Origin of the sequence: Paenibacillus flagellatus (assembly GCF_003217775.1) — a bacterium.
GTDB classification, from domain to species: domain Bacteria; phylum Bacillota; class Bacilli; order Paenibacillales; family NBRC-103111; genus Paenibacillus_AB; species Paenibacillus_AB flagellatus.
This window is the reverse complement of sequence record NZ_QJVJ01000001.1, coordinates 79025-94408: the sequence shown is the minus strand read 5'-3', so window position 1 is coordinate 94408 and position 15384 is coordinate 79025. Positions and strand designations below refer to the sequence as shown.

General features: G+C 61.3%; 12 protein-coding genes. 10 read left to right on the top strand and 2 right to left on the bottom strand.

The genetic code is table 11. From position 1 onward, the window contains the following. Positions 1–81 precede the first annotated feature (81 nt). A complete protein-coding gene (locus tag DLM86_RS00415) occupies positions 82–963 on the top strand; it encodes an SDR family oxidoreductase (protein ID WP_110838594.1) in 882 nt (293 codons plus the stop codon). 193 nt (positions 964–1156) lie between these two features. Continuing rightward, the gene (locus DLM86_RS00410) at positions 1157–3700 is read left to right on the top strand and encodes a PAS domain S-box protein (protein WP_158289254.1); all 2544 of its coding nucleotides are present in this window, start codon (positions 1157–1159) and stop codon (positions 3698–3700) included. 77 nt (positions 3701–3777) lie between these two features. Here DLM86_RS00410 and DLM86_RS00405 read toward each other — a convergent pair whose 3' ends face one another. Further along, on the bottom strand, positions 3778–5664 hold the full coding sequence (locus tag DLM86_RS00405; RefSeq protein ID WP_110837988.1) for a methyl-accepting chemotaxis protein: 1887 nt from the start codon (positions 5662–5664) through the stop codon (positions 3778–3780). A 277-nt stretch (positions 5665–5941) separates the two neighbouring features. Here DLM86_RS00405 and DLM86_RS00400 point away from each other — a divergent pair, with 277 nt between their 5' ends. The 8 genes from DLM86_RS00400 (at position 5942) to DLM86_RS00365 (ending at position 14346) form a co-directional block, all read left to right on the top strand. Next, positions 5942–6955, top strand: coding sequence for a PstS family phosphate ABC transporter substrate-binding protein (locus DLM86_RS00400; protein ID WP_245954278.1), 1014 nt, complete (start codon positions 5942–5944; stop codon positions 6953–6955). Positions 6956–7134: 179 nt separating this feature from the next. Further along, a complete protein-coding gene (gene pstC, locus DLM86_RS00395; RefSeq protein WP_245954277.1) occupies positions 7135–7986 on the top strand; it encodes a phosphate ABC transporter permease subunit PstC in 852 nt (283 codons plus the stop codon). After that, positions 7986–8852, top strand: coding sequence for a phosphate ABC transporter permease PstA (pstA, locus tag DLM86_RS00390; RefSeq protein ID WP_110837985.1), 867 nt, complete (start codon positions 7986–7988; stop codon positions 8850–8852). Before pstC ends, pstA begins: the two co-directional genes overlap by 1 nt. An 11-nt stretch (positions 8853–8863) precedes the next feature. Then, entirely contained in the window at positions 8864–9616 is a 753-nt protein-coding gene (gene pstB / locus DLM86_RS00385) for a phosphate ABC transporter ATP-binding protein PstB (RefSeq protein WP_110837984.1), read from the top strand. Between the two features lie 21 nt (positions 9617–9637). After that, positions 9638–10297 carry a phosphate signaling complex protein PhoU gene (gene phoU / locus DLM86_RS00380; RefSeq protein WP_110838593.1) on the top strand — a complete coding sequence of 220 codons (660 nt, stop codon included), beginning with the start codon at positions 9638–9640 and terminating at the stop codon, positions 10295–10297. 35 nt (positions 10298–10332) lie between these two features. Continuing rightward, entirely contained in the window at positions 10333–12579 is a 2247-nt protein-coding gene (locus DLM86_RS00375; protein ID WP_158289253.1) for a bifunctional diguanylate cyclase/phosphodiesterase, read from the top strand. A 361-nt stretch (positions 12580–12940) separates the two neighbouring features. Next, positions 12941–13465, top strand: a complete 525-nt coding sequence (locus DLM86_RS00370) for an NUDIX domain-containing protein (protein ID WP_110837982.1) — start codon at positions 12941–12943, stop codon at positions 13463–13465. Between the two features lie 26 nt (positions 13466–13491). After that, positions 13492–14346 carry a hypothetical protein gene (locus tag DLM86_RS00365; protein WP_245954276.1) on the top strand — a complete coding sequence of 285 codons (855 nt, stop codon included), beginning with the start codon at positions 13492–13494 and terminating at the stop codon, positions 14344–14346. A gap of 189 nt (positions 14347–14535) precedes the next feature. On the opposite strand, the gene DLM86_RS00360 is transcribed toward DLM86_RS00365, so the two are convergent. After that, positions 14536–15324: an HAD family hydrolase gene (locus DLM86_RS00360; RefSeq protein WP_158289252.1), complete on the bottom strand. Its 789-nt coding sequence runs from the start codon at positions 15322–15324 to the stop codon at positions 14536–14538. Between the last annotated feature and the right edge of the window lie 60 nt (positions 15325–15384).

Genomic DNA, 15384 nt, shown 5'->3' with positions numbered 1-15384 from the left:
CTGGTCATGCAGACGAACATCAAGGCCGGCGGCCGGCAAAAGCCGAGACGGCCATTTGACGAAATCGAGAGGAGACGGAGCATGGACAACAAACCGTTGGCGGGACGTATCGCCGTCGTTACCGGCGCGACCCGCGGAGGAGGGCGCGGCATCGCCGTCATGCTGGGCGAAGCGGGAGCGACCGTATACGTGACGGGAAGGAGCGTTCGCGGCATGCCGGCGACGGATGGGCGACCGGAGACGATCGAGGATACCGCGGAGATGGTCGACGAACGCGGAGGCGTCGGCATCCCGGTCCGGGTCGACCATACGGTCGAATCCGAAGTGAAGGCGCTGTTCGAGCGCATACGCGACGAGCAGGGAGGGGCGCTGGACATTCTCGTCAACGACATTTGGGGAGGAGACCCGTTGACGCAATGGGAGACGCCGTTTTGGGAGCATTCGCTCGAGGACGGCTTGCTGATGCAGCGGCGCGCCGTTCATTCGCACATGATTACGAGCCGGTATGGCGTTCCGCTCATGGTGGCGCGCGGGCGGGGGCTCGTCATCGAGGTGACGGACGGTACCGATTACCGGTACCGCGGCAACCTTTACTACAGCCTCGCCAAAGTATCGACGATTCATCTGGCCGAAGCGATGGCGTCCGACTTGCGCCCGTACGGCGTGACGGCGCTCGCGCTGACGCCCGGCTTTCTCCGCTCGGAGGCGGTGCTCGATCATTTCGGCGTCGCCGAGTCGAATTGGCGGGACGCCGTCGCCAAGGACGTCCACTTCGCGCAGTCGGAGACGCCGTATTATATCGGCAAAGCGGTCGTCGCGCTCGCTTCCGATCCGAACGTGGCGGCCAAATCGGGCCGGGCGTTCATGTCGGGCGACTTGGCCCGGGAATACGGCTTTACCGACGTCGACGGCTCGCAGCCGAACTGGAACGACTATTACAAGACGGCGTTCCCGTCATCTTGACCGAGCGCGCCGGCCTCGGTTTCGCCTCCGCATCGGTTCCGTAGTCGAACCCCGCAGCATGACGCGCTGCGGGGATACCTATTTTTAGGAGATCGACAGCTTTCGACCTTATTCTTGCGCAATCCTTGATACAATGAAAGCGCTGTAAGGAATGATCGTATTCCGACGCCTTCGAAGGAGAGCGAGAGAAAGAATGGAAATCGTAGCCGGAACGTATAACGGGTGGCTTGTCCTATTATCCTACGCGGTCGCCGTCGCCTCCTCGTACACGGTCGTTACCTTGATCGGAAGACTGGGCTTCCGGAGAGACCGGCTCCGCTTGTTCAGCTCGTCGTTTATCATCAGCATCGGCTTATGGTCGTTTCATTACATCGCGATGATGTCGTACCGGCTTCCGCTTCCGGTTCACCATAATACGCCGTATTTTTTCTTGTCGATCGTCGTCCCGTTCTGTACGACGTTCACCGCGGCGGGCTATTTCGCGGCCAATCCGACCAGTCTCGCGCGTCTTGCGGCGAGCGGTATCGTCATGGGCAGCGGGGTGTTCGCCATGCACTATATCGGGATGCAGGCGATGCAGGTTCATGCGTTCGTGCAATACGATCCGTTCTGGGTAGCCGTGTCATGGGCCGCCGCGGCGCTCGACGCGTTCGTCGCGTTCTGGCTCTCCTACCGTCTCCGCCATAAAGGTCCGTTATGGCGAGCGGCCTGTTCGTCCGTCATGGGGCTCGGCATCGTCACCGTCCACTACGTCGGCATGTACGGCACGACGTTCCGGGTGGAGTCGACGGCAGCGTCCGCCATGAACGTGTCGATGCACGATCTGTTTTTCGCCAGCGCCGTGGGGATCGCCGTTCTGTTCCTGTTCGGGTCGGCCGTCATGACGGTGCTGACCAACCGCAGGCTGCGGGAAGCGGAGCAGGGGTACGCGTCGCTGTTCGAGGAAAGCCCGGACATGGTGCTGACCGTCGATACGGAAGGCCGGATCGTCCGCTCCAATTCCAAGACGATCGCGATCGCCGGCTACGAGCCCGACGAATTGACCGGGCGGAGCCTCGTCGAGTTCATTTGTCCCGACGAGCTGGAGGCGGGCCGCGAAAGCTTCCGCAAGACGATGGCGGGGAAAGGCCACGAGCTTGAAATCGGCGTCGTCCATCGCAGCGGCAAACGGGTTTTCCTGCGCGCGACCTCGATCCCTCTGATCGTGGACGGAGTGCTGCGCGGCGTGTGCGTGATCGCCAAAGACATAACCGCCGACCGGCGGATGAAGGAGCAGCTTCGCCGGCTGACCGAATGGCACGAGACGATTCTCAATACGATGGTCGAAGGCGTCTACGGCATCGATGCCGAGTGCCGCACCGTCTTTTGGAACAAGGCGGCGGAGACGATGACCGGCTATTCGCTCGACGAGCTGTTCGGGCACGAGGCGCACCCGTTCATCCACCATACGCGAAAGGACGGCACGCCGTTGATGAAGCGCGATTGTCCCATCTATGACGCGCTGGAGCGGCGGAGCCAATGCCGCATATCCGACGATTTGTTCTGGCGAAAAGACGGGACATGCTTCCCGGTCGAATATACGGTCAACCCGATCGCGGGCGGCGGCCCGGCCGCGGCGATCGTCACGTTCCGCGACATTACCGCCCGCAAGCGCCATGAGGACGCCTTGACGCGCAGCGAGGCGCAATACCGGACGCTCGTCGAGCATTTGCCCGACGCCCTCATCGTCGTACAGGAGGACAAGCGCGTATTCGCCAACGATACCGCCGTCCGCATGCTGGGCGCAAGCCGGAAAGAGGACGTGCTGGAGGGCGACGCGTTCGCGAATCTCGTCCCCGTCAGCGAAGCGGGCCGGCCGGCGCTGCCCGCCTCTTCCGATGAGGACGGCCGCCCCCCGCAGACGCGCGAGCATAAGCTGCTCCGGCCGGACGGACAGCACCGCGACGTCGAGGTCGTCTCGTTCGGGGCATGGTACGAAGGCGCGCGCGCCCGGTACATGCTCGTCCGGGACGTGACCGAGCTGAAGCAGGCGAGAGAGCTGATCCAGCGGTCGGAGAAGCTGTCGGTGGCGGGCGAGCTGGCCGCGGGCATCGCGCACGAGATCCGCAACCCGCTGACCGCGATCAAAGGGTTCATCCAGCTGTTGAAGGGGCGGATCGCGCACGATTACTACGACGTGATCTTGTCCGAGATCGGCCGGATCGAGCTCATTACCGGCGAGCTGCTCATGCTGTCGAAGCCGCAGGCGATCGCGTTCCAGCCGAAAAACGTGACGGTGCTGCTCGATCACGTCGCCACCCTGCTGGAGACGCAGGCGATTATGCGCAACGTGCAAATCGTCCGCATGTACGAATCCCCGACGTTCGTCGTCAGCTGCGACGAAAACCAAATCAAGCAAGTGTTCATCAATATGCTGAAAAATTCGATCGAGGCGATGCCGGACGGAGGGACGGTCACGATCGAGGCGAAGGCGGAAGGAAACGAGGTGCGCGTCGTCGTGCGCGACGAAGGGACCGGCATTCCGGAGGAAAAAATACGGCTGCTCGGACAGCCGTTCTACACGACGAAGGAGAAAGGAACGGGGCTCGGACTCATGATCAGCCTGAACATCGTCGAAAATCACGGAGGGCGCGTGCAGGTGTTCAGCCGACTCGGCGCCGGCACCGAAATTCACGTCCATTTGCCGCTCAGCCGAGTATCCTCGAGCCAGCCCGTCCCCGCCTTCCCGATCGCCTGATCCGGCCCGACGTCCGCATCGGCCATACGAAAACCGCCCGGCGTTCGCTTCCGCGAGCAGCCGGGCGGTTTTACGGTTCAGACGGATACAAGTTCTTTTTGTTCCCGCTCGGCTCCCTCGATCGTTTGGATGCCGACCCGGAAGCCCGACGTCTCCGCCGCCGCGGAATCGGGTTCGGCCTCCGGCTCGCCTCCGCTCGCCGACCGCCTCGTTTCGTCCGCCGTCCGGAACTTCCCGATTTCCGCGAACAAGCTATCCGCCAGCTCGTGCAGCGCGTCGGCTTGAGCGGCGATATGACGCACCGCGTCGTTTTGCCCGATCGACGTCGAGTTGACCTCCTGCACGCCGGCCGCCGTCTGCTCGGCGATGGCGGCCACTTGTCCGATCGCGTCGATCAAGCTTTCGTTGCCGGCTTCGGCCCGCTTCACCTTCGCGTGAATGCGGTCCGTCCGTTCGTGCAGCTCGGCGATCGATTCCTCGATCGTCCGGAACGCCGCCAGCGTATCGTGCACCTTCGCCCCTTGCGTCCGGGCCGCCTCGCCCGCCGTTTCCATATGGCGGCGCACGTCGCTCATCCGCCGCTCCAGCGAGCCGACGAGCCCTTCGATCGACTTCGCCGACGCTTTGGACTGCTCCGAGAGCAGCCTCACCTCGTCGGCGATGACGAGAAAGCCTTTACCGTGCGCCCCGGCCCGTGCCGCCTCGATCGAAGCGTTCAGCGAAAGGACGTTCGTCTGCTGGGCGATTTCCGTTATCGTATGGACGATTTTGCCGATGCTCGCGGCGTCCGCGGCGAACGACTCGACCGCCGTCGCCGCTTCGCGCAGCATGGCGTCCGCCCGGTCGGCGGCCTCGCGCAGCTTCGTCATCGTAGCGGCGCCGAGCTTCGCCTGCTCGTCGGCGTCGCCGCTCAGCCGCTTCATCTCGTCCGCCGACCGGGCGATGTCGGCGATTTCGCGGCCGAACTCCCGGACGAGCGAGGCGCTCCGCTCCGAGTAGGACGCCTGCCGGTCGGCGCCGGCGGCGATTTCGCCGATCGCCTGCAGCACGTCCGTATGGGCGGCGGCCGTCGATTGCGCGAAGCGGCGGAAGCCGTCGGACCGTTCGTTCAGCTCGATGCCGATGCCGCGCATTCGGCCGAGCATGCCGCTGACGCTGTCCATCATCCGGTCGAAGCTGCGGCTCAGCCGGCCGAACTCGTCGGGCGCGGCCGATCCGATCCGGTGGCGCAGGTCGCCTTCGCCGATCAGGCTCATCGCCGCCTGCATCCGGCGGACCGGCTTCGCGAACGAGCGGACGAGCAGAGCCGAGACGACGACCGCCGCGGCGATCGCGGCCGATATCGCGATCGTCGCGATCGTTTTCGCTTCGGCGAAGGCGTCCTCCGATTTCGCCACGGCGGCGTCGGCCGCTTCGGTATAGGTGAGGTAAAACTGATCGACCAGCTCGAAGATGAACTCCTTGTGCGTCAGCGACAGCGCATATTGCGACTCCAGCAGCCGGTCCCGGTCCCCGGGCGAGACCCCGGCCGCATTCAGCGTTTGCACGGCGGCGTCGAACGTCGCGGCAAATTCGCCCGATACGTTGTCCAGCTTCGCCTTCCATTTTCGTTCTTCCGCGGACGACGCCGTATCGCCGATTCGCTTCACGTTCTCCATGAACCGTTCCCGAACCGGCCGGTACCGCTCTTCCGCCGACGCGTTTTTCGTAAGCGCCAAATCCGCGTGAATGACGGCCATCTCCTGCACGGCCAGCTTCAGCCGCATCGCCAGCTCCTGCTTCGCCGTCTCCCCGTTCTGGACGGCCACCTGCCGCGCGACCTCGCCGTTCCGGTACAGCTGGAACGCCGACGAACCCGCGAGCATCGCGACGATCAGCGCGAAACCGGCGATCAGCTTCGCTTTCATCGTAAACCCGGCCGCTCGAGCCTTCCGCTTCTGATGATCCGACTCTTTCCGAAACATACGGCTTCTCCCCTTCGCCTATGAATCTCTCCGTCTCGCCAATTTCTCGCTGTCTCTTCCACTATAGGAAACGATCGTTAACGGAACGGCCGCTTTTTGTTAACGGATTGTAAATGTTGACAAGCCCCGGACAACGCGCGGGACGTGTCGAAACGGCTCTAACAGAAGTCGAAAGATTTAACACTCCGTTTACAAAACATTAAAATTGCGAAAACATAGCGGGCCTAAGATAGGGTTGTAGCCAAAACAAACCCGAATCGTTGAAGGAGTGGTCAAGTTGTTGAACAAAGCAATGCGCAAGGGGACAATCGTCATGTCGTCCGCGGTGTTGGCACTGACACTGGCGGCATGCGGACAGAAGGACGACGGCAAAACGAGCGCAGGCGGCACGACCAATACCCCGGCCCCGGCCGAAACGAAAAAAGAAGATCCGAAACCGGCCGAGCAAAAGCTGTCCGGCGAAATTAAAATCGACGGTTCCTCCACCGTATTCCCGATCTCCTCGGCCGTCGCCGAAGAATTCATGAAGAAATACAAGGACGTTAAAGTATCGGTCGGCGAATCCGGCAGCGGCAACGGCATCAAGAAGCTGATCGGCCTCGAAATCGACATCGCGAACTCCTCGCGCAAAATGAAAGACCAGGAGCTCGCGGACCTGAAAGCGAAAAACGACGATACGGTCATGATGCCGATCGCGCTGGACGGGATCACCGTCGTCGTGAACAAGGACAACACGTGGGCGAAAGAAATGACCGTCGCCGAGCTGAAGAAAATATGGGAGAAAGACAGCAAGGTGAAGAAGTGGAGCGACGTCCGCGCGGGATGGCCGGCGGAAGACATCAAGCTGTTCGGTCCGGGCACCGCTTCGGGAACGTTCGAATATTTCACGGAAGCGATCAACGGAACGGCTAAAGTATCGCGCACGGACTACACCGCATCGGAAGACGACAACGTACTCGTCAAAGGCGTAGCGGGCGACAAAAACGCCCTCGGCTACTTCGGCTACTCGTACTACTTCGAGAACAAGGAGAAGCTGAACGCGGTCGGCATCAAGGTCGACGACGCTTCCCCGGCCGTCCTGCCGAGCCACGAGACGATCGAGAAGCTCACGTATAAGCCGCTCGCCCGCGAAATTTACATTTATCCGCTGAAGAGCGCGCTGCAAAAGCCGCACGTCAAGGAGTTCATCAAGTTCTACAACAGCGCCGAAGGCCAGAAGCTGGTCGAAGAAGCGAAGTATATCAAGCTGCCGGCAGACAAATATACGAAAAACCTCGAAGCCGTAAAATAATCGCCTGCAGCGCATGACGATTCATGGCGTCCCGCAAGCTCGCTTGCCGGGACTCCTTTTATCGTCATCCACTTTCATTTTGTCAGGGGGCATTTTGCCATATGGCGAACACGGAGCTGACTACCGCAATAAACAGACAATTGAAGCGCAAAAAATCTTGGTTTTCCTCGGATACGTTAATGCCCGGCATTCTTTCCGTCTTTGCTTTGATCTCGATCTTGACAACGGTCGGCATCGTGGCGATTTTGGTGTTCGAATCGATCGGATTTTTCCGTCAAGTGCCGATCGCCGACTTTTTGACCGGAACGAAGTGGACGCCCTTGTTCGCCGATCCGGAGTTCGGCGTCCTGCCTCTGATCGTCGGGACGATGATGATTACGCTGATCGGAAGCGTCGTCGCGTTGCCCGTCGGCCTCGGCAGCGCCATTTACTTGAGCGAATACGCGCCGGACCGCGTACGCGCGGTGCTGAAGCCGGTGCTTGAAATATTGGCGGGAATCCCGACGATCGTGTACGGGTTTTTCGCCTTGACGTTCGTTACGCCGATCTTGAAGTGGCTCCTGCCGCAAACGGAAGTGTTCAATGCGCTCAGCGCGGGCATCGTCGTCGGCATCATGATCATCCCGATGATCTCCTCGCTCAGCGAAGACGCGATGATGGCGGTCCCCCGCTCGCTGCGCTCGGCCGCCTACGCGCTCGGCTCCACCAAGCTGGAGGTTGCCGTGAAAATCGTCGTCCCGGCCGCCTTTTCCGGCATCGTCTCCTCGTTCGTCCTCGGCCTGTCGCGGGCCGTCGGCGAGACGATGATCGTGACGCTGGCCGCGGGCAACTTGGCCCATATGTCCTACAATCCTCTGGAGAGCATCCAGACGTTGACCGCTTATATCGTATCGGTGAGCTCCGGCGACACGCAGCACGGCACGGTCGAATATTTGACCATTTACGCCGTCGGCATTACGCTGTTCGTCATTACGCTCGTCATGAACATTCTCGCGGGCTACATCTCCAGGAAGTTCAGGGAGGAATATTGATGTCGCAATCGGAAACGCAACGGATCATGAGGCGCAAACGGACGAACTCGTTTTTCCATTCGCTCTTCTTCGTCTCCACCTGCATCGGCGTCGTGGCGCTCGTCCTGCTGCTGATTCAGGTGTTAAGCAAGGGGATCGGATGGCTCGACTGGGATTTCTTGACGAGCTTCTCGTCCCGCAAGCCCGAAAACGCCGGCATCAAAGCCGCCCTCGTCGGCACGATCTGGCTGATGGCGATTACGGCGCCGCTGACGTTTATTATTGGCGTTTCGACCGCCATTTATTTGGAGGAATACGCGAAGGACACGTGGTACAGCCGTCTCATCCAGACGAATATCGCGAACTTGGCCGGCGTTCCGTCGATCGTCTACGGCCTGCTCGGGCTGACGGTGTTCGTCCGGCTGCTTCATCTCGAACGGAGCATCCTGTCCGGCGCGCTTACGATGACGCTGCTCGTCCTGCCGATCATCATCGTCTCCTCCCAGGAAGCGATCCGGGCCATTCCGACGAGCCAGCGGCACGCTTCGTACGCGCTCGGCGCGAACCGGTGGCAGACGATCGTCCGCGTCGTGCTGCCTTCGGCCATACCCGGCATTTTGACGGGGGCGATTTTGTCGCTGTCCCGGGCGATCGGCGAGACCGCCCCCTTGATCGTCATCGGCGCCGTGTCGTTTATCGCGCATTTGCCGGAGACGTGGTTCGATACGTTTACGGTCATGCCGATCCAAATTTTCAACTGGTCGAGCTTGCCGCAAGCGGAATTCCAGAACGTCGCGGCGGCGGGCATTATCGTGCTGCTCATCCTGCTGCTCAGCATGAACGCGTTCGCCATCTACTTGCGCAATAAATATCAGAAGAAACAATAGGGGGAACCGATATGCCAATCGTCGACATCGAGCGTCTGAACTTGCACTACGGCGAATTCCACGCTTTGAAAAACGTTAATATGGCGATCGAGGAAAAATCGATTACCGCCTTCATCGGGCCTTCGGGCTGCGGCAAATCGACGCTGCTCCGCACGCTGAACCGGATGAACGACACGATCAAGGGCGTGCGCATCGACGGCAAAATTACGATCGGCGGCACGTCGATTTACGAAGCCGACGTCAACGTCGAGATGCTGCGCAAAAACGTCGGCATGGTGTTCCAGCAGCCGAATCCGTTTCCGAAATCGATTTACGACAACATCGCCTACGGCCCGCGCATCCACGGCACGACGAAGAAATCGGAGCTCGACGACATCGTGGAGAAAAGCTTGCGCTCGGCGGCGTTGTGGGACGAAGTGAAAGATTATTTGAAAAAATCGGCCTACGGCTTGTCCGGCGGCCAGCAGCAGCGGTTGTGCATCGCTCGCGCGCTCGCCGTCAACCCGCACATCCTGCTCATGGACGAACCGACGTCCGCGCTCGACCCGATCTCCACGCTGAAAATCGAGGAGCTTATCCAAGAGCTGAAGGACAAGTATACGATCGTGATCGTGACACACAACATGCAGCAGGCGGCGCGGGTGTCGAACCAAACCGCGTTTTTCTTGAACGGCGAAGTGATCGAATTCGCGGAAACGGTGAAGCTGTTCTCCAATCCGGAGGATCAGCGCACGGAAGACTACATTACCGGAAGATTCGGCTAATCGGGGGGAGACGGGACGATGGTGACGAAACGGCACAATTTTGACGCATCGTTGAACGAATTGCGCAAGCAGCTGATCGAGATGGGCGGCAAGGTGGAGCAGGCGATTTTGAAATCGGTCCAATCGCTGAAGGACGGCAATCAGGAGCTGGCCCGGACCGTCATTGCGGACGACCCCGCGGTCAACGCGATGGAGGAGCATATCGACGAGATCGGCACGCGGCTCATCGCGACGCAGCAGCCGGTCGCGAAAGATTTGCGCCGGATTTTGATCGCGTTCAAGATGGCGAGCGACCTCGAGCGGATGGCCGACCTTGCGGTCGATATCGCCAAGGTGACGCTGCGCATCGGCGAGGAGCCGCTGATCAAGCCGCTTGTAGACATCCCGCGAATGGCCGAGATCGTGCAGCAAATGACGCGCGAAAGCATCGAGGCGTATGTCGACGAAAACGTCGATTTGGCGTACCGGATGGCCAAAATGGACGACGACGTCGATCATCTGCACAGCCAAATTTTGCGCGAGCTGTTCGTCTTCATGGTGGATAATCCGAAGACGGTCAACCAGTCGCTGCTTCTTTGCTTCGTCAGCCGCTACTTGGAACGGATGGCCGACCATGCGACGAACATCGGCGAAAGCGTCGTTTATTTGGTGCGAGGCCAGCGTCCCGACCTGAACGCTTGAGAACGGCTACTTTCTTGTGCGGGTGAGGGATGCAGATGCTCACGTGGAGCGACCGGGATCTCGAGCTGATCGCGTTCCGGATGAAGCAAGGGGCCGTAGGGCTGATTTACTTGGATATCGCCCGGTTTCAAGAGCTGGAGGAGCTGCGGGGCCGCCTGTTCTGCGACCGGGTCATCGGTTCGATGAAGCAGGCGCTCTCCGAGCTGCTGCCGGAATGGCCGTCGATTTTCCTGCAGCGGACGGCGGGGGACGATTTTTTCCTGTATGTCGGCATGGAGCGGGGCTTGGCCGACGCCGGCCGGTACGCGCTCGAGATCGGCTTGCAGATCAAGCGGAAGCTGGAGAGGCATTTGGCCGGCCTGTACGGCCCCGATGCGCCGGATCTTCATCTCGGCGGAGCGCTGCTCGGTCCGGCGGACGACAAGGACGCCGGCAAAGCCGTGTACGACGCCGTGAAGCGGGCGATACGCGATGCGAGGCGAACGGACGGGACGGACGGCGGCGAGCAGGAGGCGCGGGCGGCCCGCTTCCTGTCCATTCTCGAACGGCAGACGATCGAATCGGTGTACCAGCCGATCGTGTCGTTCGTCGACGGACGCGCCTTCGGCTACGAGGCGCTGACGCGCGGACCTCGGGGCACCGACTTTCAATCGCCGCTCGAGCTGTTCAAGTTCGCGGAGCGGGAGGGGTTTCTATATTCGCTCGACCGGCTCGCCCGGGAGAAGGCGATCGCCGGATGCGCAGGGCTCGCTCGCGAGCAGCGCGTGTTCATCAACATTCCCGCCCAAGTGATTCACGATCCGGAGTTTACGCCGGGCCGAACGATGAAGCTGCTTGAAGAGCGGGGGCTTTCGCCCCATAACGTCGTGTTCGAAATTACGGAACGGTGCTCGATCGAAGATTTTACGACCGCCAAAAAAATATTGCAGCATTACCGCAATCAAGGCTACCAGATCGCCATCGACGACGCCGGGGCCGGGTATTCGTCGCTGCAGGCGATCGCCGAGCTTCAGCCGGATTTCATCAAGGTGGACCGGTCGCTCATCCACAACATTCACAAGGATAAGATCAAGGAGCATATTCTCGAAACGTTCGTCGCCTTTGCCGACAAAATGAACATCCGCCTCATCGCCGAAGGGATCGAGCAGGCCGACGACCTGCACAAGCTGATGCAGATGGGCGTCCATTTCGGGCAAGGCTATTTGCTCGCCAAGCCGGCCGCGGGTATCGGGCCCGTGGACGAGGGGATCGCGGAGCAGATCCGGCGACGCCGCCAGCTTCGCGGCGCGAACGGGTTTATGACCGTCGGCTCGATCGTGTCGCCGATCCGAACGTTCGGCCCGGAGACGCACATTTCCGAGGTGGCGCGGTTTTTCAAGGATAACGAGAGCGAAGCGGGAGCGGTTATCGTCTCGGACGGCGCCCCGGTCGGGCTCGTCATGCGCGAGCGGCTGTTCCAGCAGCTGGCCGGGCAATACGGCATCCCGCTCTACTGGAACCGGCCGATCGGCAAGCTGATGGACCGCAGCCCGCTTATCGTGGACGAGCATGTGCCGATCGATCAGGTGTCGCAGATGGCGACCGCGCGGGAGACGAGCAACTTGTACGACTTCGTCATCATTACGAGCGCGGACCGGTTCGCCGGGGTCGCTTCGATTCGCGCCATCCTCGAATCGATTACGCAGGTGCGTATCGAGGTGGCGCGCATCGCCAATCCGCTGACGGGCTTGCCCGGCAATCAGCATATCCAGATGGAGCTCGGCCGTCGCATCGCGGACAACGGCAGCTTTTCGGTCATTTATGCCGACCTCGACTTTTTCAAATGGTTCAACGACCGGTACGGCTTTCGCAAGGGCGACGAGTTGATCCAGTTTACGGCCGACGTTCTGCAGGAGGCGTCGAGCGTATGCGGAATGCCGGACGACTTCGTCGGGCATATCGGCGGCGACGACTTCATCGTCATGACGAAAAGCGGGACGCCGCACCGGCTCTGCGAGGAGATCATACGCCGCTTCGACGCCGGCATCGTTGCGTTTCTCGACCCGGCCGAGCCGGGGCAGGTGGTCGACCGGGAGGGGCGGCCGGTCGAGGCGGACCGGGTCAACATCTCGCTGTCGCTCATTATTTGCGAGTGCAGCTCGACCCTTACCGCGGAGTATATATCGACTGCGGCGGCGAAGCTGAAGAAGCGGGCGAAAGCCCATACGGGCAGCGTATACTACTATGAGCGAATCGGTCAGCCGGTCGCGAATGGGGAAGGACAAGCTTGCGGGCAGCCGTAAGCTTTTTCGCGTTTTGCGGGCGTCTGTGCACCCGCCGGGCGGGAACCGGCCGAAATAAGGTACGAACGTACGCTTTTCCGCGAATCCTTGCCAGGGCGAGGGGGGATAGTGTACAAACGTACGTTATTTCGCCGCATGCGGGCCGGCCGGGCGAAAAGTTGGCCGAAATAAGGTACGAACGTACACTATTCCGCATATCCTCGCCTGACGAGGGGGGAATAGTGTACAAACGTACGTTATTTCGCCGCATGCGGGCCGGCCGGCGGGGAGCAGCCGTGCGCAGCCGCATTTTTTCGCATCCCCGATTGAAATTCGATCCCGTATCGCGTACATTTGGGAAATGGAGGAAGGGGGACTACCGATGATTTTGCTAGGCGAATTGACCGAGGATGCAATCGGGATTCATGCGGATCGGGGGCGAGAAGCGGGCGAGGCGATCGTCTCCGATATGCGCTACCGGGTGCGGAAAGCGGCTAGAGCGGTCGTGTTCGACCTCTCCGGTCGTATCGCGCTCTTGTATGCGGAGAAGGACCGTTATCATAAATTGCCGGGAGGCGGCATCGAGCCGGGCGAAACGGTCGTGGAGGCGCTCAGGCGGGAGCTGCTGGAGGAGACCGGCTCGCAAATCGAGGTTCTACGAGAAATAGGAGCCGTCATAGAATATAGAGACAAGCAGCAATTGCTGCAGCTGTCGTACGGATACGTCGTCCAAGCCGTCGGCGGGCACGTGCTTCCGACTTGGACCGACGAAGAGCGAAACGACGGCATGGCGCTGCTTTGGACGGACGCGGCGGAAGCGATCCGCTTGCTCGGCAACGACCGGCCCGCCAGCTATACGGGCAAGTTTATCCGCGAGCGGGACTTGCTGCTGCTGCAAAATCTATGAATCTATGAAAAAGGAGCCGTACCCCGATGAGCGACGGACAAGCCTTCGTACCGGACCTCGGTCCTCTCCCGCCTTCCCCTTCCGAACGAAAACGATTGATCGCGCTTCGCGTCGCCGTCGCCTTCATGGCGATCGTCACGCTCTTGTCGGCGTATATGCATTATTCGCGCAGCGGTGCACGGAACGACGCCGGCGGACCTCGTCAATACCGGTACGAGAAACGGGTCGCCCCGAACGGGGTGGTGCTGCACACGATTCGGACGACGCCGGACAACGTCAGCCTGCAAGCGATCGATTCCAATGTGACGCATACGCCGTTTATGGGCGTGAACGGGGGCTTCTTTTGGGAGGGCTCCTTGCTGTCCGTCGCCGTCATGGACGGCAAGCCGCTCAAGGGCGAACCCGGAGACTACGGCTCCGGCTGGTACAATACGGGCGTGAACGGCCATCTCGCTCGCGGAACGCTCGTCTGGGACGAAGCCTCGCGCCGGTTCTCGGTCCAAGCCGTCACCCATGCGGGAGAGCTCGCCGTTTCGGACAAAGCGCATTACTGGGCGCAAGGCGGCGTCAGCATGAAGCTGGGAGAGGCGTCCGGCTGGGAGCGGGCGATGATCGAGGAAGAGATGCCCGCCTACGACGAGCCGCGCATGAGGACGGGACTCGTCTACGATCGGGCGCAAAACGTCTACATGATCGTAACGCCGACGCGCTGTACCGCCGAGCAGTTTCGCTCGGCGATCATGGACCTGTACGGTCAGGGAGACCGGCTCGTCGACGGCGTCTATTTGGACGGGGACGGCTCGTCCCAGCTGCGCAGCCGCGAGGCGACGCTTCCGGGCGACCGGCGGGAAGTGTACCAGATGCTCGCCTTGAAACGATAAGGCCGGCGCGGCGCATCGGATTACCGACTCGCCGCGCTCGTCCCCGCACCCGCACCCGCACCCGCACCGTCCCCGTATCCGAATCCCTCCAAGCATCCGCACCCATTGACGCCCCCGCATGCCGGTTCGGCTCCGGCGTGTCATTCTCGCGACAGCATGCCGCGCGCCAAGCGCCGGCAAGGTCCCCTCTTACCGTGTCTCAAACAGCTCCAGCAGCGCTTTCATGCCCGGGACGAGCGGTACCTCCGTCTCGCCGAGCCGTCGCACGGAGCCGTCGCTGCCGGTCCGCTCCCCGCTCTTCCCGCCGTTCCCCGCCGCACGATTCATCCAGACGGCCTTCATGCCGCATCGTATCGCGCCGGAGATATCGTTTTTCCACGAGTCGCCGACCATGACCGATTCAGCCGCTCGAACGCCCGTCGCCCGGAGCGCCTCCCGGAAGAGGGCCGGGTGCGGCTTTCGGTATCCGCTCCGCGTCGACGCGAAAACCCGCTCGTCCGGGATGAAGCCGGACAGCTTCAGACGGCGGAGCACCCGCTGCTGTTGCTCCTTGCTGCCGTTCGTCACGACGCCGAGCGCGTAAGCGCCGGACAAGGCGGACAGCGTGTCGGCGACGCCCGCGAACGGCACGGCGTGCTCGCGCATCTGGTTGTGCATTTCCCGGAAAAACGAGCGGACGAACCCGTCGTTCACCTGGAACGGATAATGCCGCAGCGCCTTTTGCAGCCCCTTTTTCTTCGCCTCCTCCAGCCGCTCCGGCCGGCCCTCCGCCTTTGCGGCCAGCTTGCCCCATTCGGTTCGGTACGTCTCCAAGACGCGTCGCGGATTCCAATCGCCCTCTCCCGGGTCCCAACGTCCGGCAAAATCGGTCAGCACATGCAGGAAGCAAGCGTCGAACGAAGCTTTCGCATCGATCAGCGTATTGTTCATGTCGAAGAAGACGGCTTTCGTCGTCCGAGGAGTAAACCTACGATTCACCGGTTTCCCTCCTTTCCTTCCTCTTCCATAAGTATGCGGGGAGGGGTTGTTCATATGTGG